The sequence below is a fragment of the Arthrobacter sp. TmtSoilC48 genome (genome assembly GCF_059739425.1).
Map to the genome: position 1 here is coordinate 3,428,576 of NZ_AP046049.1, position 22,432 is coordinate 3,451,007.

Sequence of the window (22,432 nt, forward strand, 5' to 3'; positions counted from 1 at the left end):
CCTCCTTTAGTCAGCCAGCGTCTGGACGAATCGCGGCCTGTGCGTCTGTTTCCAAAACGATCGGGCCACGAAAAGCGTTCCCCAAAAATTTCCGCCTTGTTAGCGGACATCCTGGGACCGACTGCTCAGGAAACAGCTGTCCAGACGATCTAAATATCTGTACTAATTAGGATAGTTTGTCAGGCGCTGTTCTGAAAGACGCGCGGAAGGCGCCTGCGTGGCATCGCAGCGGTCATTTCACGTCAGGAGTCTTGCCCGGATCCAGGAGCCTGGCCGGGAGCAATGTTTTGGAGCCGAAGCGTTCGGCGACGCGGTCAAGGGCCTGCTCCGCGGCCCGCCAGTTGTCATCGCGCCGGTCAAGGCTGAGCTGCATGGACGCTTGGCCGGCCGGTTCCAACTGCTCCGCACGGACACCCACGAGACGAACGCTCATGGATCGTGCCCCCAAGGACTCCAGCAGTTGCACGGCAACCTGGTAAATAAGCTGGGCGCTGTCAACGGGAGTATGCACCGTCCGGCTGCGGGTCACCGTGGAAAAGTCGGCGTACCGGAGTTTCAAAGCTACCGTACGGGCCAGCATCCCGGAACTGCGCAGCCGCGCCGCCGTGCGATGGGACAGCCTGAGTAGCTCCCTGTGCAGCAGGGCATCGTCCGCCGAATCTGTGGCGAAAGTCTCCTCCGCGCCGATGCTCTTTTCCAGCCTCGTAGGAGTGACCGGCCTGGGATCTATTCCCATCGACAGCCTGTGGACGTGCTCTCCGCTGGCGCCAAGGACTTTTTTCAGCGATGCCACCGGCGTAGCCGCCACGTCGGCCACCGTCCGGATGCCGAGGCGTGCCAGCACCTCGGCGGTCTTGCCGCCGACGCCCCAGAGGGCACTGACCGGCAAGCTGTGAAGGTACGCGATGGTGTCCTCGGCGTCGATCTGGAGGATGCCGTCCGGCTTGCACCGGGTGGATGCGATCTTGGCCACAAACTTGGTTCCGGCAATCCCCACTGAAGCGGTGATACCAAGTTCAGACCGAACACGACGGCGGATGAGATGTCCGATGTCCAAGGGAGATCCGAGACGTCGGATTGCCCCACCAACGTCCAGGAAAGCCTCGTCAACACTCAAGGGCTCCACGAGGTCCGTAATGGAGGCGAAGATCTCCATGAGCTGTGCAGAAACCTCGTAATAGAGCTTGTGGCGCGGGTGGATGATGACAGCGCCGGGGCACATCCGCATGGCAATGGCCATGGGCATCGCTGACTTCACACCTGTGGCCCGGGCTTCGTAGGACGCGGACAAGACGACGGAGCGTTCAGCAGGGAAGCCGACGATCACCGGCTTTCCGCGCAAGTCCGGCCGGCTGCGCAGTTCCACGGAAACGAAAAAGGCGTCCATGTCCACGTGCAGGATGCTGGTTCGCCGCTGTTCCCGCAGGGCGTCGTGCGCGCTGCGGGCTGGTTCGCTGCCGGCGCTTTGGGCGCCACCGAATGCTTCCTGCCTCACAACGGCAATACTATGCCCGGCCACTGACTAAACTGGAGGCACAGTCCCCCGTCAGCCCAAGGAAGGATACCCCCTGTGAAGCTCTTTGGAACTCCTCAATCGCGAGGGTTTACCCTGCTCGCAGCGAGTGTCGCCCTGGCGGTTTCCGCCTGTACTCCATCCCCCGGCAGCCCGGCTGCCACACCCGCATCCGGGAACTCCCCTGATTCCTCCACGGCTACGACCTCTTCCCCGGCCTCCGACCCATCGTCGTCACAGGCTCCTGACACGTCCGCGTCAGCCGGACCCGTGCCCGGCGCGACGGCCACAGTTGGCGCTTTGGTCCCGGGCTTTCCGGAACAGCTCATCCCGGTGATGCCCAAGACGTCTGTACGCTCCAGCAGCTTTGACAAGAACGTATCTCCTGCCACGGTTGCCCTCGTAGGAACGGTCAAAGCTCCACCGGAAAGCGTGGTGGATTACTACAAGACCTCGCTTGAAGCACAAGGATTCAAGGTTGTTCCAGGCCCCGAAGCCGTAGGAAACGTCACATCAATCGACTTCATCCGCGGTGACGGTGAGACGGTCAACGTGTCGGTGAGGCAAAAGGAAGGCGTTTCCACGTTCACCATCGGCGCCAACGTGGCGGCCGGGTCCGTCAAGTGACGCCGGTTTCCCGACTCCACACGGAGCAACTTGAGTTTATTGCCGGCGTCGCCGGAAAGCTGAATGGGTTCCTGGCGGTCCAGCAGGACATGATGGCTACGATTTCCCCGGACGTCGCTCCCCTCATGGGGTCAATATCCAGCCTCGTCACAGGCGGAAAACGGCTTCGTGCACTGATGTGCTACTGGGGCTGGCGGGGTGCGGGCGGTCCCGCGGGTGACGCGGACATCCTGACGGCCGGCTGCGCTTTGGAACTTTTCCAAGCCGCGGCCCTCATCCATGACGACATCATTGACCGTTCCGATACGCGTCGCGGAGGCCCCAGTGTGCACCGCCGCTTCAGCCAACTCCACGAGGCCAACGGATGGGCGCTGGACAATGAACGGTTCGGCCACGCCGCGGCGATCCTGACCGGCGATTTGTGCCTTTCCTTCAGCGAGGAATCCTTCACGGAAATCGGCCCCAGGGCAGCCGCAGGAAGTGAAGCGCGCCGTATTTTCAACCTCATGCGGGCCGAGGTAATGGCCGGGCAATACCTGGACATTCTCGAGGAAGTAGCCGGTCCGGTACGCGATCGCGCGGGTTCCGTGGAGCGCGCCACCTCGATTATTCGCTATAAATCTGCCAAATATTCCACCGAGCACCCCTTGGCCCTGGGTGGAGCATTGGCGGGCGCATCGAAGGACCTGCTGAAGGCATATTCGGCATTTTCATTGCCCTTGGGCGAGGCGTTCCAATTGCGCGATGACGTCCTGGGCGTTTTCGGCGATCCGGAGACAACGGGAAAACCTGCCGGCGATGACCTCCGGGAGGGCAAGCGGACAGTGCTCGTTGGGTTTGCCATTAATCTGGCTCCCACAGATCAAGCCAAGTATTTGGACGAAATGTTGGGGAAACCGAATCTGGGTGAGGACGAAGTTTCCACAATCCGCAACATCATGGTCGAGTGCGGCGCGCTTGATGCCACGGAATCCCTCATCGACGAGCTGAGCGACAAAGCCTTCGCTGCCCTGGAACAGCTGCCGCTGGAAGAATTACCGCTCACAGCATTGCGCCAACTGGCCGAGGCAGCTGTCAGCCGGGCCGCCTGACCGGGCATTTCCAGACGTTGAGACGACGACGGCGGTCAAGAACCGCCGTCGTCCACTGTTTAACTGCTTATGGGAGTCTGAGCGCCGGCTAGCCGGCAACCAGGCGAGCGACTGTTCTACCAGGCGAGCGATTGGGCGCGACGCCGAATCTCCGTCTTGCGTCCTTCGCGCAACGCATCGACAGGCCGTCCCCGCAATGAATCGTCAGGCGTAAACAACCACACGATGAGTTCTTCGTCGTTATAACCAGCATCGCTAAGAACCGCGATGGTCCCCTTCAAGCTGTCTACGACGTGTCCATCTTGAATAAACAGCGCCGGGATCGAGCGGATATTCCGCTCTCCCCGCCTGATGGCCACCAGCGCACGCTCATCCAACAGTCCATGGACTTTGGTGATGGAAACTCCCAACAGCTCGGCGACATCCGGCAGCGGCAACCAGTCGGAAACAAGGCTTTCTACATTACTCACGGAACTAGGTTGCCACGCCGGGCTGCCAGTCGCCTAGCCGGAGTACGACGACGGTCCCTCCATGCGCGAGAAAGTCGCCTTTTCAGGGGGATGAATTCAGCGACGGGATTTCCATAGTGCAGGAATTGTTGTGCCGAATGAATAAGTGTGAGAGATTCACACTGATCACACTTGCAACATTGATAACATTGATAACATCAGTAACATTGGCAACACTGGTAACAGCGGCAACACAAACTATTCCCGCTGCTGAGATGAGGACACACTCCATGACGACGCCCCGCTCGCCGAAACGAACCATGAGCATGCCGGTAATTGCGGCAACCACGGCTGCGCTTCCCGCCGTGGTTTTGTCCTCGCTTGCCTTGGCCCAGCCAGCCACGGCTGCACCGGCACCCCAACCGCGCAAGATTCCGGCTACCCTCGCGGCAGCCATGAAGGCCCAGGCCACCAAAGCGGGCAACGTGATTCCCGCCCAAGCGGTTGCGGCAACGCTTCCTGCCGCCCTGAGGCCCATGGCCCCCGCTGTCCCGGACACCTACAAGATCGTCCGCGGAGACACCATCAGTGCCATTGCACGCCGCTTCAACCTGGACACGGCCGCTGTCCTGCAGCTGAACAAGCTCACGGCAACAACGCTGATCTACCCTGGCCAGACCATCAAACTCACCGGCACCGCCCCGGCCGCCCCTGAACAGACGCCGGCGCCTGCGGCACCTTCGAATGCCACCACCTACACGGTGGTTCCGGGCGATACGCTGGGCGCGATCGCCGCCCGGCACGGTGTCCCGCTGTCCAGCATCTTCAGCTGGAACAATCTCAGTGGAAGCTCCATCATCTACCCTGGCCAGAAGATCAAGGTCAGTGGCGGCTCTTCGCCCTCGACTCCGCCTGCTCCTGCCCCCGCCCCGGCACCTGCGGCCACTCCTGTCGCCAGCACAGGCTCGTATACCATCAAAGCGGGCGATACCCTCAGCTCCATTGCATCGCGTCACAACGTTTCGTTGTCAGCGCTGATGAGCGTGAATACAGTTTCGGCGACGACCGTCATTTATCCCGGGCAGAAGCTCACCATCCCCGGCACTTCGTCGCTGCAGCCCGCCGGGGAGACCAAGCCACTGGTGCCGAGCACCTTCCTCGGCTTTACGTACCCGCCCGCTGTTGTCAGCTCTGCGAACGAAAACAAGGCGCTGTTGAACGCTTTGCCGGTCCCGAGCCGGGATGAAATGAAGTCAATCGTGGCTGATACCGCCCGCCGCATGGGAGTCAGCCCCTCCTTGGCACTCGCTTTCGCCGAGCAGGAATCCGGCTTTGACCAGCGCGCGGTCTCCCCCGCCAACGCCATTGGAACCATGCAGGTCATTCCTTCCTCGGGCCAATGGGCATCGGATTTGGTGGGCCGCAAGCTCAACCTCCTGGATCCATATGACAATGCGACGGCCGGCGTCGCCATCATCAGGGCACTCATCGCCACCAGCAAAGACCTTGACAACGCCATCGCCGGTTACTACCAAGGGCAGTACTCGGTCAGCAAGTACGGCATGTACGACGACACGAAGCGCTACGTCGAATCGATCAAAGCCCGGCAACGCACTTTCGGCTAGGCCGTCCCAAGCACCTTTGGACGAGGCCCGGATTCCCCGCGGATTCGGGCCTCTTCCCTGCCTCGTTTAGGATCGTATGGTGCAGGAACCAACGCAGGACCACCTCATCGGGACCACGGTGGACGGGCGCTACCACGTCCGCTCACGCCTTGCCAGAGGTGGAATGTCCACCGTTTACCTGGCCACGGACCAGCGCCTGGAGCGCGACGTGGCCCTCAAAGTCCTGCACCCGCACCTGGCCAACGACGAAACATTCCTGGCACGGCTCAGCCGCGAGGCAAAGGCCGCCGCGAGCCTGTCCCATCCCCACGTTGTCAGCGTGCTGGACCAGGGCGAAGACGGGCATATCGCTTATCTGGTGATGGAGTATGTCAAAGGCCATACGCTCCGCGACGTCATCAACCAGCAGGGTGCACTTCCGCCGCGCCTGGCCCTCGCCCTGATCGATCCGGTCATCGAAGGCCTGGCGGCAGCCCACGGATCCGGACTCATTCATCGGGACATCAAGCCCGAGAACGTGCTCATAGCGGAAGACGGCCGGATCAAGGTAGGGGACTTCGGATTGGCCAGGGCTGTCACGGCCACCACAAGTACTGGCGCCTTGATCGGCACGGTCGCGTACCTCGCCCCCGAATTGGTGCTCGGCAAACCCGCTGACGCCCGCAGCGACGTCTACTCAGCGGGCATCATGCTCTACGAAATGCTCACAGGCAAGCAGCCATATGCTGGTGAATCCCCGATTCAAGTTGCTTACCAGCACGTCAACGCCGTGGTTGGCCGCCCCTCCGAGGCTGCCCCCGGTCTTGCCGAAGACCTCGACGAACTTGTGCAGTGGTGCACTGCCGTGGACGCCGAAAACCGGCCCGTGGACGGCTCCGCCCTGCTATCGGAACTGCGCCACATCCGGACCACACTCAGCGACGAGCAACTGGACCACAGGCAGCCGTCCTCCCGCCCTCTCTCCCCTGCAGCTGCTGCCGGGGCAGTTGGTTCCGTTGGGGCAGCTGCTTCCGCGGGCCCCGGTTCCGGCGCAACCCCGCAGGAGAATCCCACCGAGGCCCTTGCCACTACAGCATCGCCCACGGAATTCATTCCACATCAAAGCAACCCGACAACCGTCATGGCAGCGCGGCAACCACACAACGCCGGCCTCGCCCTTCCCGGTGCGAACGATGACCCGCGCCAGCCCGGCAAACGGGAGCAAAAAAAGCTGGAGCGGCAACAGGCTAAAGACCAAGCCCGGGCTGCTGCTACTCCTGTGCGCCCCCTTCGTGAAGGCAATCCCCGCCGACGCGCTGCGATTTGGACAGTCGTGATCGTGATCCTGGCCCTGCTGGCAGGTTCTGCCGGTTGGTTCTTCGGCATGGGCCCTGGATCTCCAGGCACGGTTCCCGATGTCAAGAACAAGACAGTGGCCGAGGCCCAACAGCTCTTGCGAACGGCAGGATTCCAGTCTGAGCCCCAGGACGTATTCGACGACGACGTCCAGGCCGGTCTCGCCGTCGGGACTGAACCAAAATCGGGGGAAGTGGTACGGAAATTTCAACCCATCGCCCTCTTCGTTTCGAAAGGCGCACAGCTCTTTGCACTGCCCGGGCTGACAGGCGGAACCCTTGATCAAGCGAAGACTGCACTGAACGCCGCCCAAATGACGCTCGGAAATGTCACGGAGGCGTTCGACGAAAAGATCCCTGCGGGCATTGTCATCTCCCAGGACCCTGCGCCGGGTAAAGAAGTCCGCCACGGCACGCCGGTATCCTTCGTCGTCTCCAAGGGACCCCAGCCCATCCCCGTTCCCGATGTTCGCGGCTTACAGCAGGATGCTGCCGTGAAAGCAATTCAGGACGCTGGCCTGAAGGCAGTCATTGCCCCTGAGACTGTCAATGACAAAACCGTGCCCAAAGGCGCCGTGGTGGCACAGACGCCTGGCAACGGCACGCTCGTCCGCGGCGAATCAGTGACCCTGACGGTCTCCAAGGGACCCAAGCTTGTGAGGGTGCCGAGCTTTATTGGCAAGCAAGCCAAAGATGCGCAGAAGGACCTGGAAAAACTGGGTTTCGACGTGAAAATCAATGCAATTCTGGGCGGCTTCTTCGGGACTGTGCGAGACCAGAATCCCGTAGACACCGAGGTCCCGGAAGGCTCGGTCGTCACCTTGACCGTGGTCTGATCCAGGACGTACACAGGCGTACACGGAAAAGGGGCGGTCCGGATTCATCCGGACCGCCCCTCTTCTGTAGAGTCCACCATACCTACCGCTTGGATAGTGCTCCTGCGACCAGGAAGGCCATCTCAAGTGACTGCATGTGGTTCAGGCGCGGGTCGCAGACAGACTCATAGCGGTCCAGGAAAGCGTCCTGGTCGATGGGATCTGCGCCACCGAGGCACTCGGCGACGTCGTCGCCGGTCATTTCGACATGCAGGCCGCCCGGAACCGTACCCAGGGAGTGGTGTACTTCGAAGAATCCACGTACTTCGTCAATGACGTCGTCGAAGTTGCGGGTCTTGTATCCGTTGGGCGAGGTCACCGTGTTGCCGTGCATCGGGTCCGTCACCCACAGGACCTGGGCGCCCGAAGCGGTAACACGCTCGACGACGGCAGGCAGCTTCTCGCGGATGTTTTTGGCCCCCATGCGGGTAATGAATGTCAGGCGCCCGGGTTCGCGGTTCGGGTCCAGCTTGTCGATAAGGCGCAGGGCATCGTCGCCGCTGGTGGTGGGGCCTAGCTTGACGCCAATGGGGTTCCGCACACGGGAGAGGAAGTCCACGTGCGCATGATCGAGTTCGCGGGTCCGCTCGCCGATCCAGAGGAAGTGGGCGGAAGTGTCGTACGGCAGGCCCGTCCGGGAGTCGATGCGGGTCAGTGCGCGCTCGTAGTCCAGCAGCAGCGCCTCGTGGCTGGCGAAGAACTCAACCCGCTTGAGGGCCTCGAAGTCAGCACCACACGAGTCCATGAACATGATGGCACGATCAATGTCGCGGGCAAGGGACTCGTACCGGGCATGTGCCGGGTTCTCAGTGAAGCCCTTGTTCCACTGGTGGACCAGCCTCAGGTCCGCGAAACCGCCCTGGGTGAATGCCCGGATCAGGTTCAGTGTTGATGCGGACGTATGGTACGCCTGCAGCATCCTGCCGGCGTCGTGCGCGCGGGACTCGGGCGTAAAGTCGTAGCCGTTGACGATATCTCCGCGGTACGCGGGAAGCGTCACGCCGTCGCGGGTTTCATCGTTGGACGAGCGTGGCTTGGCGAATTGGCCTGCCATGCGACCCATCTTGATGACCGGCATCGCCGCACCGTACGTGAGCACGACGGCCATCTGGAGGATCGTCTTGACGCGTGCGCTGATCTTGTCCGCCGTGGCGGCTTCAAAGGTCTCTGCGCAGTCTCCCCCCTGCAGGAGGAAAGCCTTGCCCTGGGCGGCCGCAGCCAGGCGCTCCCGAAGAACGTCAACTTCGCCGGCGAATACCAAAGGTGGAACGACGGAAAGTTCCTTAACGGAGGCCTTGAAGACTTCAGAGTCAGACCACGTGGGCTGCTGGGAAATCGGCAGGTCCCGCCAGGCGTCGAGACCGGGGTAATTTGCAGCCCCACTCTGGGCGGTGCTGGCGAGTGGGTCTACTACAGGGGGTGCGGTGTTCGCGGTTAGCTCAGTCACCCTTCAAGAGTAGTAGCCTCCGCCAAGGTTGGGGCACTGCAGGCGTAACTGTCCTTGCCGGATGCGTCACAGTCACCCGCTGGTTGCTCCCCCGTTTTCCTTGGGCCCGTCCTTGTCATCAGCGATGTCCGAAGGAACCTCCTCGGCTTCTTTGACTTTTCCAACCGTCCCGGGTCCTTTGCCATCCATCCGGGCCTTGACCACAGCTGCATATTCGTCCACATACTCCTGACCGGAAAGCCGCATCAGCTCGTACATGATTTCGTCAGTTACGGCCCTCTGAATGAGCCGGTCATCTTCCATGCCGTAATAGCGGCTAAAGTCCATGGGCTGGCCGAAGATCACACCGATACGCCGGATACTGGGCAGCCTCTTGCCAATGGGCTGGACCTTTTCCGTGCCAATCATGGCCACCGGCACTACGGGGACACGGGTCTGGAGTGCCAGCTTGGCGACACCGACCTTCCCGCGGTAAAGCTTGGCGTCCGGACTGCGGGTGCCTTCGGGGTAGATTCCCAAGAGGCCGCCGGAATTCAGGACGTCCTTCCCGGCTTGCAGCGATAGCTCCGACGCGGCTCCGCCGGAACGGTCCATGGGCAGTTGGTTGGTCAACCTGAAGAACAACGCCGTCAAGCGGCCCTTGATGCCCTTGCCGGTGAAGTACTCGGCCTTGGCCAGGAAGATCACCGGCCGGTCCACCATCAGGGGGAGGAAGATGGAGTCCGAAAAGGACAAATGGTTGGATGCAAGTATCGCTGGGCCGTTTTCGGGGACGTTGTCCAACCCCTTCACCCATGGCCTGAACAGGAGTTTGAGAACAGGACCAAGAAAGATCCTCTTCATGACCCAATAGAACACGTTTGTCCTCTCACGGCCGGTTTACGGGCGTCCATCCGGTCAAGCCGGCGGCACTCAACAGCAACCCTACTCCAGTGAGAAATGTCGGGAAGAGTGACACGATGGAGCCATGACGGAACGCAACCAACCAGCCGCGCCGCTCGCCTTCCACCACCCCGGCCATGGAGCGAACGCTTCCACCGGAGTGGCCATCTGCCACGGGTTTACGGGTAGCCCGCTGAGCGTCCTGCCGTGGGCCGAGTATCTGGCCGGGCAGGGCTTTTCCGTCTCAGTGCCTTTGCTTCCCGGTCACGGAACCAGCTGGCACGATCTGGCCACCACACGCTGGCAGGATTGGTACAGGACGTTCGAACGAAGCTATCTGGATCTCGCGGCGCGGACGGAATCATGTTTTGTGGCAGGCCTGTCCATGGGCGGTGCCGTTGCCCTCCGCGTGGCTTCACTGCATGATGTTCCGGGCTTGGTCCTGGTGAACCCGGGTTTGAGTTTCTACGATCGCCGGGTCAGGTACGTCGGAGCACTCAAGTACGTCATGCGGACCACCTCACCCATTGAGGAAGAAAAGCCGACGGCGGCCGCCACGCAGGATGGTGACTACTCCAAGACGCCTTTGAGGTCCGTGCACGAACTGAAGAAGCTCTTCCGCCAGGCAACCCGCGCCCTCCCACAGATTCAAGCACCGGCGCTTGTCTTCAAATCTTCAGTGGACGGTGTCATCCCGCCCAGTTCCGTAGCTATGATCAGCAGGCATATGGACCCGTCCCGGCTCAAGGTGGTGACCCTCCCGGCGAGCGGCCACGTGGCCACGTTGGATGTGGATGCACCCACCATCTTTGAAGAATCGGCGGAGTTTTTCCGTCAGCATGCCGCGGACAGAGTAGCCTCAGAGTCATCATGAAAATGCTTCCCGATTTCTCCCCGTTCCTCAGCAACTGGACCGGCTCAGGCCCCAGGGTTGGCGTCGTTATGTCCCACGGCTTTACGGGAAGCCCGCACAGCGTCCGGCCCTGGGCCGAGCATCTGGCAGCGGCAGGATATGCCGTCAGGGTTCCATTGCTCCCCGGGCACGGAACTACCTGGCAGGATATGGCCACGCGTTCATGGCGCGAATGGCACCGGGCCGTTGACGATGCCTACAGGGAACTGGCAGGCGAATGCGATTTCGTCTTCGCGGCCGGACTGTCCATGGGCGGAACACTGGCACTGCGCATCGCGGCGACACGACCCGTGGCCGGCACCATTGTGGTCAACCCTGGCCTGGTCCTTGATGACCCACGGGCTGTCATTGTTGCCGCCCTCAAGTACGTCATAAAGAGCACTCCGGCGATCGCCAATGACATTTTGAAGCCGGACCAGGACGAAGGGGCCTATTCCCGCACCCCGGTTGCCGCGGCCCACGAGTTGAAGAAGATGTACAAGGATACGGCGGGGCTGCTGCCCCGCATTGGTTCGCCTGTCCGCGTCTTCCGCTCCACAGTGGACAATGTCATCTCCAATGCCAGCCTTGAGTTCCTCCGTGCACGGGTCCAGGCGCCCGTTGAAGTCACCTACCTCAGCAACAGCCATCATGTTGCGACACTGGACAACGACGCCCCTGAAATCTTCGCGGGAACTGTCGACTTCATCCAAAAGACCTTGGCGGCACTGGCCGGCAACGGGCCTTCCCTCGAAAAGGACAAAGCCGATGAACAGGCCTGATCCCAACTCTGCCGATCAGAGTGCCAACAAAGATGACGACGCCGTCTGGTTGGATTTGGTGGCACGGCTGGAAGCGACGGAATCCTCACCGCTCGGAGAGACCGCCGAGCCGGGTCGGCAGGAAAGGGACCAGGCAGGAGCCGGGCCAGCCAGGGAGGACGCTCCGAAGGCCTTCAGGGACTTTGATCCGCTGGGACTGTCTACTCCGGCCACGGCAGCAGCGCCTGATGCCGGCACGACACCAGGAGAAAAGGAACAATTGAACGGCGGGCCCCTGGGTCCCCGCGATTTCGAGGTGGACGACGACGACGGCGCCTTTGTGCCTGAGGAGCCTCCCAGCCTGGTGGGAACAGACCCGCTGACCATGCTGGCGTGGATCGGCGCTGTGGGCGGCCCCCTCGCCCTGCTTTTCACGGCGATGTTCTGGCGTTCCGCACCGTTGCTGGCCATCCTTGGCATAGTGGTGGCCTTTGCAGCTTCCGTGGTCTACCTGATCATGCGGCTACCGCACGAGAAAAACGAGGACGACGACGGCGCCCGCATCTAGTTGGACGGGTCCGCTTGCTTGTGGGCTTTCCTAGCTGTGGGCACGCCCGCTGACCCGCGAAAGATCAGCAGCGCCGATCATGCCTGCACGGGGTCCGAGAGCGGCAAGCTCAATCCTTGCCATCGGACGGAATCCACGCCCCGTCAGATTTCTGGCGAACGCCTCACGGGCCGGTCCGGCGAGCAGGTCCCCTGCATCGCACAATCCGCCTCCGATCACGAACATACCGGGATCCAGTGCCGCGGCCAGGTTGGCCAGCCCCAAGCCCAACCATTCACCCTGGTCCGCCAACAGTTCCCTTGACGTGGAGTCCCCGGCCAGCGCCAATTCGGTAACTGCAGCTCCGGTGATGCTCTCCGCCACACCGCCGGCCCGCTCAAGGAGTGCGCGGCCTTCAGGCGAGTTGGTTCGCACCAATTGGCGGGCCTCACGGCCGAGGGCGTTGCCTGACGCATATTGCTCCCAGCAGCCACGGTTGCCGCATTCACAGCGGTGCCCGCCGGGGAAAATGATCTGGTGGCCAAATTCGCCGGCTACACCGTAGCGGCCGCGTTCAACTCTCCCGTCCATCACCATTGCGCCGCCGATGCCTGTGCCCAACGTGATGCACACGAGTCGGCTCTCACCTTGGCCGGCGCCAAAGCGCCACTCGGCCCAGGCGGCCGCATCGGCGTCGTTCGTTAGCAATACCGGCCGCCTCAACAGGTTCTGCAGGCTTTCCCTCAGGGGTTCGTTGCGCCACGCAAGATGCGGGCTGAAGAGGACCGTACCGCCGTCGAGGTCCATCCAACCGGCCGCGCCTATACCCACGGAGGCAATCCGGTGGTCCGCGCTGAGTTCGTCAACCAGTTCCACGATGGTCCGCTCCACGGCCCGGGGGTCGGCGCCAGGCGTGGACCTGCGTGCCTCTGCAAGGATCCTGCCCTCCGCGTCAACCACGCCGGCAGCTACCTTGGTGCCGCCGATATCGATGCCTATGGCCAGCCCCCGTCGGCCCAAATGGCTCCTGCGCCCAGCCCAGGGAACGTCCTTCAAGGCAGCGACGGGTGGCCGGGGCCGGGCACGGGAACTGGACCGTAGTGAAGGCATCCCAACATCCTATTCTGCCGGGGCAAGGCAGGTAGCCATCGGAAGGATTGGACAGCGCCAAGTTGCCCGAAACGGAGGGTCATCCGTAAAGTTACTCGCCAGTAGGTGAAATAGGACACACCTCCGCGGGTGGGCATACTAGAGTGAAAGCAGCCCCACGCGGCCCGTGCATATCAAAGGAGCTACCGTGCGTGAATTCAGTGTTCCGCCCCTTGTCAACGTTGCCCCTGAAACCAACATCACGGACCTCGTCGTCCGGGAAGCCGCCAAGGCTTCGAACCCGGCCCTGTTCGCCAAGCTGGACAGCAACAAAGAGTGGCAGGACATCCGGGCCACGGATTTCCTTGCCGACGTCAAGGCCTTGGCCAAGGGCCTTATCGCCAGTGGAGTGGGCGCTGGCGACCGCGTCGGCATTATGTCCCGGACCCGTTATGAGTGGTCGCTGGTGGACTTTGCCATCTGGTTCGCAGGCGCTGTCTCTGTCCCGATTTATGAGACCTCTTCCCCTTCGCAGGTGGCTTGGAACCTGGGCGACTCCGGCGCTGTGGCCGCCTTCGGTGAAGCCGCACACCACGAGGACATCATCAGGCAGGCTGTCGCTGCCGAAGACATACAGTCAGTGGCCAACGTTTGGCAGCTTGAGGGTGCCGGCCTTGATGCCCTTCGCGCCGCCGGCACCAGCGTCACCGATGAAGAACTTGAAAAGCGCCGCTCCGCTGCAGGCCTGAAAGACCTGGCCACCATTATCTACACCTCCGGAACCACAGGCAGGCCCAAGGGCTGCGAACTGACCCACGGAAACTTCGTGGAGCTCTCCGAGAACGCCCGTGCGGCGCTGGGCGAAATCATCAACGAGTCGGCCAAGACCATCATGTTCCTGCCTCTGGCCCACGTCTTTGCGCGCTTCATCTCCGTCCTTGCCGTTGCAGGGGGCGTCAAAGTTGCCCACACGCCGGATATCAAGCATTTGCTGGCCGATCTGCAGAGCTTCCAGCCAACGTTCATCCTTGCCGTCCCGCGTGTCTTCGAGAAGGTCTACAACTCCGCACTGACAAAAGCCGAGGACAGCGGCAAGGGCGCCATCTTCCACCGTGCAGTGGACACGGCGATCGAGTACTCCAAGGCGCGCCAGGCCGGTTCCCTGGGCTTGGGGTTGAAGCTCAAGCATGCGGTGTTCGACAAACTCGTCTATGGAAAGCTCCGCGCCGCCATGGGCGGACATGTGGCACACGCTGTCTCCGGTGGCGGCCCCTTGGGCGAACGCCTGGGCCACTTCTTCCAGGGCATCGGCCTGCAGATCCTGGAGGGATACGGCCTGACGGAAACCACGGCACCCATCTCCGTCAACACACCCTCGATGATCAGGATCGGCACCGTGGGCGCCCCACTTCCCGGCAATGCCGTCAAGATCGCGGACGACGGCGAAATTCTCGCCAAGGGCGTCTGCGTCATGCGTGGCTACTACAAGCGCGAGGATCTCACGCAGGAAACTTTTGCCGACGGATGGTTCCGCACCGGCGACATCGGCGAGCTGGATAGCAACGGCTTCCTCAAGATCACCGGCCGCAAGAAGGAAATCATCGTCACGGCAGGTGGAAAGAACGTGGTTCCTGCCCTGCTGGAAGACCAGATCCGTGCAGACGCCTTGGTTTCCCAGGTCCTGGTAGTGGGCGACAACCGTCCGTTCATCGGCGCTTTGGTAACCCTGGACGAGGAGGCGTTGCCGGGATGGCTGGAGCGCCATGGGCTCCCGTCCGGTACCACCCTGGAGGAAGCTGCCGGGAACCCGGTAGTACGGGCTGCCGTCCAGGACCTCATCAGCAAAGCCAACCAGTCTGTCTCCCAAGCGGAGGCGATCAAATCCTTCCGGATAGTCCCGGCGGACTTCACGGAGGCCTCAGGCCACCTCACTCCGTCGCTGAAGGTCAAGCGCGCGCAGGTCATGAAGGACTTTGACGCCGTGATTGAAGAGATGTATTCGGCGCCCCGGCCGCAGTAGCCAAGGCGCCACCGCAACCGAAAAACCCCTTCCGGAATTCCTCCGGAAGGGGTTTTTCGTTGATGGATCGTTAGCCGATCACCAGCAGCAAATCGCCGCCCTGGACCTGCTCCACCGAGGAGATGGCGAGGCGGGAAACGGTGCCGGCCACCGGCGTCGTGATGGATGCTTCCATCTTCATTGCCTCGATCGTGGCAACGGTATCGCCGGCGTTGACCACATCGCCTGCCTTGACCGTAACAGTGACCGCCCCCGCGAACGGGGCTGCAACCTGCCCGGGCTGTGCGGGGTCGGCCTTCTCTGCGGCCTTGACGTTGCTCACCACGGAACGGTCGCGGACAACCACCGGACGCGACTGGCCGTTGAGCGTACACATCACTGTACGCATGCCCTTCTCGTCGGCTTCGGAGACAGCCTCGAGCTGGGCGATCAGCCGTACGCCCTTCTCCAGCTCGATGACGTGCTCAGCACCGCGCTGCAGCCCGTAGAGGTAATCACGGGTGTCCAGCACGGAGATGTTGCCGTAGGTCTCCACGCTCTTGAGGTAGTCCTTGGTAGGACCTGCGAAGAGAAGCCTGTTCAGGGTGTGCTGGCGGGTCTTCGAATCACCCTTCAGCGCGGCGCTGTCCTCTGAACTGATCTCAACGTCCCGGACCTTGATGCTGCGGCCTTGGAGGGCCTTGGTACGGAACGGCTCCGGCCAGCCTCCGGGAGGGTTGCCGAGCTCGCCGGAGAGGAAGCCGATGACAGAATCCGGAATGTCATAGTTCTGCGGATTCTCGTTGAAGTCTGCGGGATCCGCGTTCAGTCCAACGAGGTGCAGGGCAAGGTCACCCACCACCTTGGATGACGGCGTCACCTTGACCAGGCGGCCCAGAATGCGGTCTGCCGCCGTGTACATGTCCTCGATGGCTTCGAACTGCTCCCCCAGCCCCAAGGCGATGGCCTGCTGGCGAAGGTTGGACAGCTGGCCCCCAGGGATTTCGTGCTGGTAGACACGGCCTGTGGGACCTGGCAGCCCGGACTCGAACGGCGCGTACACGCGTCGGACCGCTTCCCAGTAAGGCTCCAGTGCGCCGACATTGGCAAGGCTCATCCCGGTGTCGCGCGGTGTATTGGCCAAGGCCGCAACGAGGGCGGATGCAGCAGGCTGGCTGGTAGTGCCCGCCAGTGAAGCAGAAGCGACATCGACGGCGTCGACTCCGGCATCCACGGCCGCCAGAATTGTTGCGAGCTGGCCACCGGCGGTGTCATGCGTGTGCAGGTGCACCGGGAGATCGAAGCGTTCCCGCAAAGCCGAGACGAGCTTGGCAGCCGCAGCAGGACGCAGGAGACCTGCCATGTCCTTGATGGCGAGGATGTGGGCACCGGCATCGACGATCTTCTGGGCAAGGTCCAGATAGTAGTCGAGGGTGTACAGGTCCTCGTTCGGGTCAAGGAGGTTGCCTGTGTAGCAAAGCGCCACCTCTGCGACGGCCGTTCCGGTGGCACGCACAGCCCGTATAGCCGGGGCCATCTGGTTGACGTCGTTGAGGGCGTCAAAGATGCGGAAGATGTCAATGCCGGTAGCCGCGGCCTCGTTGACGAAAGCCTCGGTCACCTCTTCCGGGTAAGGCGTGTAACCAACGGTGTTCCGTCCACGGAGCAGCATCTGGATACAGGTGTTCGGCAGCGCCTGGCGCAAAGCAGCCAAGCGGTCCCAAGGGTCCTCGCCGAGGAAGCGGAGCGCGACGTCGTACGTCGCACCACCCCAGGCCTCCACGGAAAGAAGCTCCGGCAGCAAGGCAGTGACGGCCGGGCCGGCAGCCACGAGGTCGCGGGTACGGACACGGGTAGCCAGCAAGGACTGGTGCGCGTCACGGAACGTGGTGTCCGTAACGGCGACTGCCTGCTGCTCGCGCAGCGCTTTCGCAAAGCCCTCAGGACCGAGTTCCAGCAGCTTCTGGCGCGATCCTGACGTGGGAACCGGGCCCTCAACGACGGGCAGCTTCTTGGCGGGATCGGAGTGGACCGTCAGCTCGCCATTGGGCTTGTTCACCGTGACATCGGCCAACCACGTCAGCAGTTTGGTGCCGCGGTCCGCGGAGATGTGCGACTTGAGCAGCTCCGGCCGCTTATCGATGAAGTCCGTGGCTACGTTGCCGGCATTGAAGTCCGGATCGGCCAGCACGGCCTGCAGGAACGGAATGTTGGTTGACACGCCACGGATCCGGAACTCTGCCAGGCCGCGCCGCGCACGGGCAACCGCAGCCGGGTAATCGCGTCCGCGGCAGGTCAGCTTGACGAGCATGGAGTCGAAGTGCGGGCTGATCTCGGCACCGGAGTAGACGGTACCGCCGTCGAGACGCACGCCTGCGCCACCTGCGGAACGGTAGCCGGTGATCTTTCCGACGTCCGGGCGGAAGCCGTTGGCCGGATCCTCCGTGGTGATGCGGCACTGCAACGCGGCGCCCTTGATGGATACTGTCTCCTGGCTCAGGCCAAGGTCCGCAAGGGTCTCCCCCGAGGCAATACGCATCTGCGCCTGCACGAGGTCCACATCCGTGATTTCTTCGGTCACAGTGTGCTCAACCTGGATGCGGGGGTTCATTTCGATGAAAACGTGCTGGCCGGCCCGCTCACCCTCGGTGTCCACCAGGAACTCCACCGTTCCGGCGTTGACATAGTTCAGGGCTTTGGCGAAGGCCACGGCGTCACGGTATAGCGCCTGGCGGATGTTCTCATCCAGGTTGGGCGCGGGCGCGATTTCCACTACCTTCTGGTGGCGGCGCTGCAAGGAACAGTCACGTTCGAACAGGTGCATGACGTTGCCTTCGGCGTCCGCCAGGATCTGCACTTCGATGTGGCGCGGGCGCAGCACCGCCTGCTCGAGGAACATCGTGGGATCGCCAAACGCGGCATCGGCCTCGCGCATGGCGGACTGCAGGGCCTCGGGGAGGGCTTCGCGGGTCTCCACGCGACGCATTCCACGTCCACCACCGCCGGCAACGGCCTTGGCGAAGATCGGGAAGCCGATTTCGTCGGCTGCCGCAATGAGCTCGTCGAGGTCCTTTGAAGGCTTGCTCGACTTCAGCACGGGGACACCGGCCTTGCGGGCAGCTTCCAAGGCAGCAACCTTGTTTCCCGCAAGCTCAAGCACCTCAGCTGGCGGACCCACAAAGGTGATGCCCGCGGCCTTGGCAGCGCGCGCGAGGTCCGGGTTCTCGGACAAGAAGCCGTAACCCGGGTAAATGGCGTCAGCGCCGGCTTCCTTGGCGACGCGGACAACCTCCTCTACGTCCAAATAGGCGCGGACAGGGTGGCCCACCTCGCCGATCAGGTAAGCTTCGTCGGCCTTCTGACGGTGGATCGAGTTACGGTCCTCGTGCGGAAAGACGGCTACGGTCTTGGCGCCCAGTTCATAACCAGCGCGAAACGCCCTGATCGCGATTTCGCCGCGATTGGCCACCAGAATTTTCGAAAACATACTTCTCCTGCATCATTGCGGGTGGATCGGTCGGTGGTCACAGTGTGTAGTGCCGCCAGCATCAAACACAAATCTTTGTGGCAACCATCACAATGGAATCGTCATCTGGGCTGTATATGCGTGCGCGCGACTCCCTGCCGTGCTAATGCCCGCACCATCCAACGCTGCCCGGGCGCGTAGAAAGCGGGATTCCACCGCCCCGCCCCATATGATGTTGGAGGGGCTTCGGCAAGCCCCGGCTTCGGCGGTCCCGAAGCGGAAAACAGCGCGATACGGCAACCGGCGTTAGGTTTTGGGTTTTCAAGTGCAAGTAGTCAGCATCAGCAGCCTCAAAGGCGGAGTGGGAAAGACGTCCGTGACCACCGGCCTGGCGTCCGCGGCCCTCGCGGCCGGCATTCCAACCCTCGTGGTGGACCTCGATCCCCATGCGGACGCGACGACGGCACTCGGCGTCCAGCGAGGCGGGCAGTTGGACATTGGCCGCATGCTCAAGAGTCCCAGAAAAGCCAAACTCCCCGAGAACGTCGCCAGCAGCAGCTGGGTCTCCAACGGTTCCAGCGGCGGCAAGCTTGACGTTGCTGTCGGATCGGCTTTCACGGGCATCTATGATCGCCCGGACCTCGGCCGACGTGACCTTCGCAGGCTCTCGGCCGTTCTTGCAGGGACCACCAACTACGAACTGATTCTTGTGGACTGCCCTCCTTCGCTGAACGGGCTCACACGGATGGCATGGAGCGCGAGCGACCGCGTAGTACTCGTGGCCGAACCCGGCCTGTTCTCCGTGGCCGGTACCGAACGAACCATGCGCGCCATCCAGTTGTTCAGGCAGGAGTTTGCTCCGCATCTGGCGCCAGCGGGAATCGTCGCCAACCGGGTTCGTTCCGGATCAGCCGAGCACACCTTCCGGCTGTCCGAGATGGAGTCCATGTTCGGCGAGCTGCTCCTGACTCCGCACATTCCGGAACAGGCGAACTGGCAGCAGATCCAGGGCGCAGCGCATTCGGTACATCATTGGCCAGGCGATTCCGCCAAAAACTCCGCAAAACTTTTCGATGCACTCTTGCAGAGCCTGCTGCAAAGCCAACCCGTTTCGCGGAATCGGCAGCAGCGCTAGCCCGCAACTCAACAGCAATACAACGGAAGAAGCCGCACCCTGTATCCAGGGGCGGCTTCTTCCGTTGCTGAGAGATCCAGTGGGGGCGTTCTTAGCCGATGCGGCGTGCAACGCGCCGCTTGCTCAATTCGTCGTCCGGAAAGGACTGCTCGGCGGCATGCTCGCTCGGAAGCGCGGCAAGGCTTCCCTCGACTTCCCGCCATACACGTCCGACCGCTATGCCAAAGACACCCTGTCCGCCTTGCACGAGGTCAATCACTTCGTCGGCAGAGGTACATTCATAAACGCTGGCGCCATCGCTCATCAGCGTAATCTGCGCAAGGTCTTCAACGCCACGTTCGCGAAGATGCTCAACCGCGGTGCGGATCTGCTGGAGGGAAACGCCGGTATCAAGCAGGCGCTTGACCACCTTGAGCACCAGGATGTCGCGGAATCCATAGAGACGTTGCGAGCCTGAACCCGCAGCACCACGGACGGCCGGCTCGACCAAGCCCGTGCGTGCCCAATAGTCCAGCTGGCGGTACGTGATACCTGCAGCCTTGCAGGCAGTCGGCCCGCGGTAGCCCGCGTCCTCGTCCAGCACTGGAAGGTCCTCTGTGAAGAGCAAACCTTGGGCGCCGGATGCGGGCGCAGCAATGCCGGTCGAGGCCTGCTTCAGCTCGCCTGCTTCGCCTTTCGGACTCACGTGACCTCCTTGTTCTCAGTTCCCTTGGGGACGGTGCGTACCACTGATCACAACGCCGAAATTCAGCCGTGTAATTCCCACAAGCCGCACCTTCCAGTGTGACTTGCGCGGGCAGTGTATGCAACGGGAACTTGATACCTTCGACGTTAGGCCCGGGAGGGCCCTAGGTCAAAGACCCCGGACGCAAAATCCGGTCGTGTCGAAAGTTTCACCCTCAACTTTAGGCTTAGGGTGATTCAGCCTTCGAAATCCTCAGGTTCGACGTCGTCCAGGAACTCGCGGAAACGCCGCATTTCGCGTTCTTCGTCCACGCTGGGATCCGGCTCTGAATCTTCGCCTTCATCGTGCTCAGTGATCCGGACACCGGCTTCCTCCATCACTGCATCCGCGCACCAAATGCGGCACTTGGCCCGCAACGCAAGCGCCAACGCATCAGAAGCGCGCGAACTGACAACCGTGCCGTCGTCGAATTGCAGCTGCCCATAGAAGATGTTGTCCTCAACCGCCACGATGTTAACGCTGATGATCGAATGCCCCAGGGCCTCCACGACGTCAATCAGGAGATCGTGGGTCATGGGTCGCGGTGGGACAACACCTTGCTGGGCCAGGGCGATGGCGCTGGCTTCGGGTGTTCCAATCCAGATGGGTACATGCCGCTCCCCCTTGATTTCGCGAAGGAGGACCAAGGGTTGGTTGGACGGCAGTTCGATCCGGACGCCGACAATTTCAACTTCGATCATCAGGTGTCCATCCGGGAGATACGGTCGTGGACGAGCGCCCTGTGCAGCGTAAGGCACAGTTCGCTGATTTCACGCGCCGCCTCGGCAGCCCGTGCTTGGGAGGCTGCGTCGCGCCTGGACGTCAGGGGCGCAACCGCTCTTTCCACCAGTCCGAACTCACGCTCGGCTGCGGCCTGGAACGGCCGGAGATGGCGGGGTTCCAAGCCGTGACCCTCCAACTGAACGCAAGCACGCGCAACCTGGAGGGCGTGTTCATCGAACTTGCCGCCAACGTGGCTGATAAGCCCGAAGCTCAGGAGCGACTCCAGCAAGGGCACACTGGCACCCGATTCGGCCCGGAGTTGCTCCTCGCTGAGGGCGCGCGCACGGCCTTGGATTTCCGCAGCCATCTCCGCGGAAACCACCCGGGGTGACACCGTGACGCCCGGAGGCAGGTTCTCAGGCCGCTCCCCGCGGTCAATCGCGTCCAGGTAATCCTTAATCACTTTCAGTGGTAAGTACTGGTCGCGCTGAAGGGCAAGAACAAATCGGAGGCGCTCAACGTCGCTGTCCGTGTACTGCCTGTACCCGGCAGGGGTCCGCTTGGGGTTAATGAGGCCCTTTTCCTCAAGAAAGCGGATTTTGGACGCGGTCATGCCAGGAAAGTCGTCGCTCAATTGAGCCAGGACTTCCCCGATGTTCAGGACCTGCGGTCCGCGACGTTCCGGCTGGGCCATTGCCACAGGCAGGTACCCCGGGGTCAGACTTGGCCCGCCGGGCGGCCAGGGCTCAAGTAGTAGGTCAGCCGGAACTTGCCGATCTGGACCTCATTGCCGCTCTTCAACTGCACCCGATCCACGCGGTCGTGGTTCACGTAGGTTCCGTTGAGGCTGCCCATATCCACGAGTTCGAAGCCCGTTGGGGTCCTGTGGAATTCCACGTGCTTACGGGACACCGTGACGTCATCCAGGAAGATGTCGGCGTCGGGGTGCCTGCCCGCAGTAGTGGTATCGGCGTCCAGAAGGAAGCGGGCTCCTGCGTTTGGTCCGCTATGTGCGATGAGCAAGGCGGAGTCCGGCGGAAGGGCTTCAACGGACGCGCGCTCTTCCGGTGCAAGCCTGGGTGCAACCCTGGGCTCGTCCCACGTTGGCGTAATGCTGATCGAGGTGGTCTCCGACGTGGGTTGCTCTTCCGCGCCCTTTCCGACATTGGCTTGATTCTGTTCTCCGCCAACCATGGAATTTCCTCCTCATCCGCTGGCAGTTCCAAACCCCGCCAGCCACTTCCGCCTCCCGG

Annotated in this window: 19 protein-coding genes; 9 read left to right on the forward strand and 10 right to left on the reverse strand. The window is 62.3% G+C overall.

The window, feature by feature from the left end; all coding sequences use genetic code 11:
* Positions 1 to 232 precede the first annotated feature (232 nt).
* Positions 233 to 1,495, reverse strand: coding sequence for a DNA polymerase IV (gene dinB, locus AC6I97_RS15900; RefSeq protein ID WP_497945398.1), 1,263 nt, complete (start codon positions 1,493 to 1,495; stop codon positions 233 to 235).
* A gap of 75 nt (positions 1,496 to 1,570) precedes the next feature.
* Here dinB and AC6I97_RS15905 point away from each other — a divergent pair, with 75 nt between their 5' ends.
* Both AC6I97_RS15905 and AC6I97_RS15910 read left to right on the forward strand, forming a co-directional pair.
* Positions 1,571 to 2,140: a hypothetical protein gene (locus tag AC6I97_RS15905; protein ID WP_224089538.1), complete on the forward strand. Its 570-nt coding sequence runs from the start codon at positions 1,571 to 1,573 to the stop codon at positions 2,138 to 2,140.
* Positions 2,137 to 3,231: a polyprenyl synthetase family protein gene (locus AC6I97_RS15910; RefSeq protein ID WP_497945399.1), complete on the forward strand. Its 1,095-nt coding sequence runs from the start codon at positions 2,137 to 2,139 to the stop codon at positions 3,229 to 3,231. The genes AC6I97_RS15905 and AC6I97_RS15910 overlap by 4 nt, the downstream gene beginning before the upstream one ends.
* A gap of 116 nt (positions 3,232 to 3,347) precedes the next feature.
* On the opposite strand, the gene AC6I97_RS15915 is transcribed toward AC6I97_RS15910, so the two are convergent.
* Positions 3,348 to 3,701 (reverse strand): Rv2175c family DNA-binding protein, encoded by a 354-nt coding sequence (locus tag AC6I97_RS15915; protein WP_216922937.1) that lies wholly within the window; start codon positions 3,699 to 3,701, stop codon positions 3,348 to 3,350.
* A 269-nt stretch (positions 3,702 to 3,970) separates the two neighbouring features.
* Here AC6I97_RS15915 and AC6I97_RS15920 point away from each other — a divergent pair, with 269 nt between their 5' ends.
* Together AC6I97_RS15920 and pknB are read left to right on the forward strand one after the other, a co-directional pair.
* Complete coding sequence (locus tag AC6I97_RS15920) at positions 3,971 to 5,305, forward strand: lytic transglycosylase (RefSeq protein WP_497945400.1); 1,335 nt, start codon at positions 3,971 to 3,973, stop codon at positions 5,303 to 5,305.
* A 76-nt stretch (positions 5,306 to 5,381) separates the two neighbouring features.
* Positions 5,382 to 7,475, forward strand: a complete 2,094-nt coding sequence (pknB, locus tag AC6I97_RS15925) for a Stk1 family PASTA domain-containing Ser/Thr kinase (RefSeq protein WP_309930560.1) — start codon at positions 5,382 to 5,384, stop codon at positions 7,473 to 7,475.
* A gap of 82 nt (positions 7,476 to 7,557) precedes the next feature.
* On the opposite strand, the gene AC6I97_RS15930 is transcribed toward pknB, so the two are convergent.
* Both AC6I97_RS15930 and AC6I97_RS15935 read right to left on the reverse strand, forming a co-directional pair.
* Complete coding sequence (locus AC6I97_RS15930) at positions 7,558 to 8,961, reverse strand: class II 3-deoxy-7-phosphoheptulonate synthase (protein WP_224089531.1); 1,404 nt, start codon at positions 8,959 to 8,961, stop codon at positions 7,558 to 7,560.
* A 72-nt stretch (positions 8,962 to 9,033) separates the two neighbouring features.
* Positions 9,034 to 9,819 (reverse strand): lysophospholipid acyltransferase family protein, encoded by a 786-nt coding sequence (locus tag AC6I97_RS15935; RefSeq protein WP_309930558.1) that lies wholly within the window; start codon positions 9,817 to 9,819, stop codon positions 9,034 to 9,036.
* Between the two features lie 109 nt (positions 9,820 to 9,928).
* On the opposite strand from AC6I97_RS15935, the gene AC6I97_RS15940 reads away from it, so the two are divergent.
* From AC6I97_RS15940 to AC6I97_RS15950, 3 genes are read left to right on the forward strand one after another with little or no spacing between them, the layout of a single operon-like run.
* Positions 9,929 to 10,717 (forward strand): alpha/beta hydrolase, encoded by a 789-nt coding sequence (locus AC6I97_RS15940; RefSeq protein ID WP_224167047.1) that lies wholly within the window; start codon positions 9,929 to 9,931, stop codon positions 10,715 to 10,717.
* Positions 10,714 to 11,517: an alpha/beta hydrolase gene (locus tag AC6I97_RS15945; RefSeq protein ID WP_309930555.1), complete on the forward strand. Its 804-nt coding sequence runs from the start codon at positions 10,714 to 10,716 to the stop codon at positions 11,515 to 11,517. Before AC6I97_RS15940 ends, AC6I97_RS15945 begins: the two co-directional genes overlap by 4 nt.
* Complete coding sequence (locus AC6I97_RS15950; protein ID WP_309930554.1) at positions 11,504 to 12,064, forward strand: hypothetical protein; 561 nt, start codon at positions 11,504 to 11,506, stop codon at positions 12,062 to 12,064. Before AC6I97_RS15945 ends, AC6I97_RS15950 begins: the two co-directional genes overlap by 14 nt.
* Before the next feature lie 30 nt (positions 12,065 to 12,094).
* Here AC6I97_RS15950 and AC6I97_RS15955 read toward each other — a convergent pair whose 3' ends face one another.
* Entirely contained in the window at positions 12,095 to 13,153 is a 1,059-nt protein-coding gene (locus AC6I97_RS15955; protein WP_224089521.1) for an ROK family protein, read from the reverse strand.
* Between the two features lie 187 nt (positions 13,154 to 13,340).
* Here AC6I97_RS15955 and AC6I97_RS15960 point away from each other — a divergent pair, with 187 nt between their 5' ends.
* Positions 13,341 to 15,152, forward strand: a complete 1,812-nt coding sequence (locus AC6I97_RS15960; protein WP_224089519.1) for an AMP-dependent synthetase/ligase — start codon at positions 13,341 to 13,343, stop codon at positions 15,150 to 15,152.
* A gap of 70 nt (positions 15,153 to 15,222) precedes the next feature.
* On the opposite strand, the gene AC6I97_RS15965 is transcribed toward AC6I97_RS15960, so the two are convergent.
* The gene (locus tag AC6I97_RS15965; protein WP_224089517.1) at positions 15,223 to 18,618 is read right to left on the reverse strand and encodes a pyruvate carboxylase; all 3,396 of its coding nucleotides are present in this window, start codon (positions 18,616 to 18,618) and stop codon (positions 15,223 to 15,225) included.
* Between the two features lie 304 nt (positions 18,619 to 18,922).
* Here AC6I97_RS15965 and AC6I97_RS15970 point away from each other — a divergent pair, with 304 nt between their 5' ends.
* The gene (locus AC6I97_RS15970) at positions 18,923 to 19,732 is read left to right on the forward strand and encodes a ParA family protein (protein WP_224167044.1); all 810 of its coding nucleotides are present in this window, start codon (positions 18,923 to 18,925) and stop codon (positions 19,730 to 19,732) included.
* Between the two features lie 91 nt (positions 19,733 to 19,823).
* On the opposite strand, the gene AC6I97_RS15975 is transcribed toward AC6I97_RS15970, so the two are convergent.
* The 4 genes from AC6I97_RS15975 to AC6I97_RS15990 form a co-directional block, all read right to left on the reverse strand.
* On the reverse strand, positions 19,824 to 20,417 hold the full coding sequence (locus AC6I97_RS15975; protein ID WP_275965381.1) for a MerR family transcriptional regulator: 594 nt from the start codon (positions 20,415 to 20,417) through the stop codon (positions 19,824 to 19,826).
* Between the two features lie 236 nt (positions 20,418 to 20,653).
* A complete protein-coding gene (locus AC6I97_RS15980) occupies positions 20,654 to 21,157 on the reverse strand; it encodes a bifunctional nuclease family protein (RefSeq protein WP_224089514.1) in 504 nt (167 codons plus the stop codon).
* Complete coding sequence (gene ftsR, locus AC6I97_RS15985; protein ID WP_224089512.1) at positions 21,157 to 21,873, reverse strand: transcriptional regulator FtsR; 717 nt, start codon at positions 21,871 to 21,873, stop codon at positions 21,157 to 21,159. The genes AC6I97_RS15980 and ftsR overlap by 1 nt, the downstream gene beginning before the upstream one ends.
* Positions 21,874 to 21,896: 23 nt before the next feature.
* Positions 21,897 to 22,373 (reverse strand): FHA domain-containing protein, encoded by a 477-nt coding sequence (locus tag AC6I97_RS15990; protein ID WP_224089510.1) that lies wholly within the window; start codon positions 22,371 to 22,373, stop codon positions 21,897 to 21,899.
* Positions 22,374 to 22,432 lie beyond the last annotated feature (59 nt).

Coding starts and splice junctions, on each gene's coding strand:
- AC6I97_RS15990 (WP_224089510.1), bottom strand. CDS start 22,373: ATGGTTGGCGGAGAACAGAATCAAGCCAATGTCGGAAAGGGCGCGGAA.
- AC6I97_RS15965 (WP_224089517.1), bottom strand. CDS start 18,618: ATGTTTTCGAAAATTCTGGTGGCCAATCGCGGCGAAATCGCGATCAGG.
- AC6I97_RS15945 (WP_309930555.1), top strand. CDS start 10,714: ATGAAAATGCTTCCCGATTTCTCCCCGTTCCTCAGCAACTGGACCGGC.
- AC6I97_RS15940 (WP_224167047.1), top strand. CDS start 9,929: ATGACGGAACGCAACCAACCAGCCGCGCCGCTCGCCTTCCACCACCCC.
- pknB (WP_309930560.1), top strand. CDS start 5,382: ATGGTGCAGGAACCAACGCAGGACCACCTCATCGGGACCACGGTGGAC.
- ftsR (WP_224089512.1), bottom strand. CDS start 21,873: ATGGCCCAGCCGGAACGTCGCGGACCGCAGGTCCTGAACATCGGGGAA.
- AC6I97_RS15955 (WP_224089521.1), bottom strand. CDS start 13,153: ATGCCTTCACTACGGTCCAGTTCCCGTGCCCGGCCCCGGCCACCCGTC.
- AC6I97_RS15980 (WP_224089514.1), bottom strand. CDS start 21,157: ATGATCGAAGTTGAAATTGTCGGCGTCCGGATCGAACTGCCGTCCAAC.
- AC6I97_RS15950 (WP_309930554.1), top strand. CDS start 11,504: ATGAACAGGCCTGATCCCAACTCTGCCGATCAGAGTGCCAACAAAGAT.
- AC6I97_RS15920 (WP_497945400.1), top strand. CDS start 3,971: ATGACGACGCCCCGCTCGCCGAAACGAACCATGAGCATGCCGGTAATT.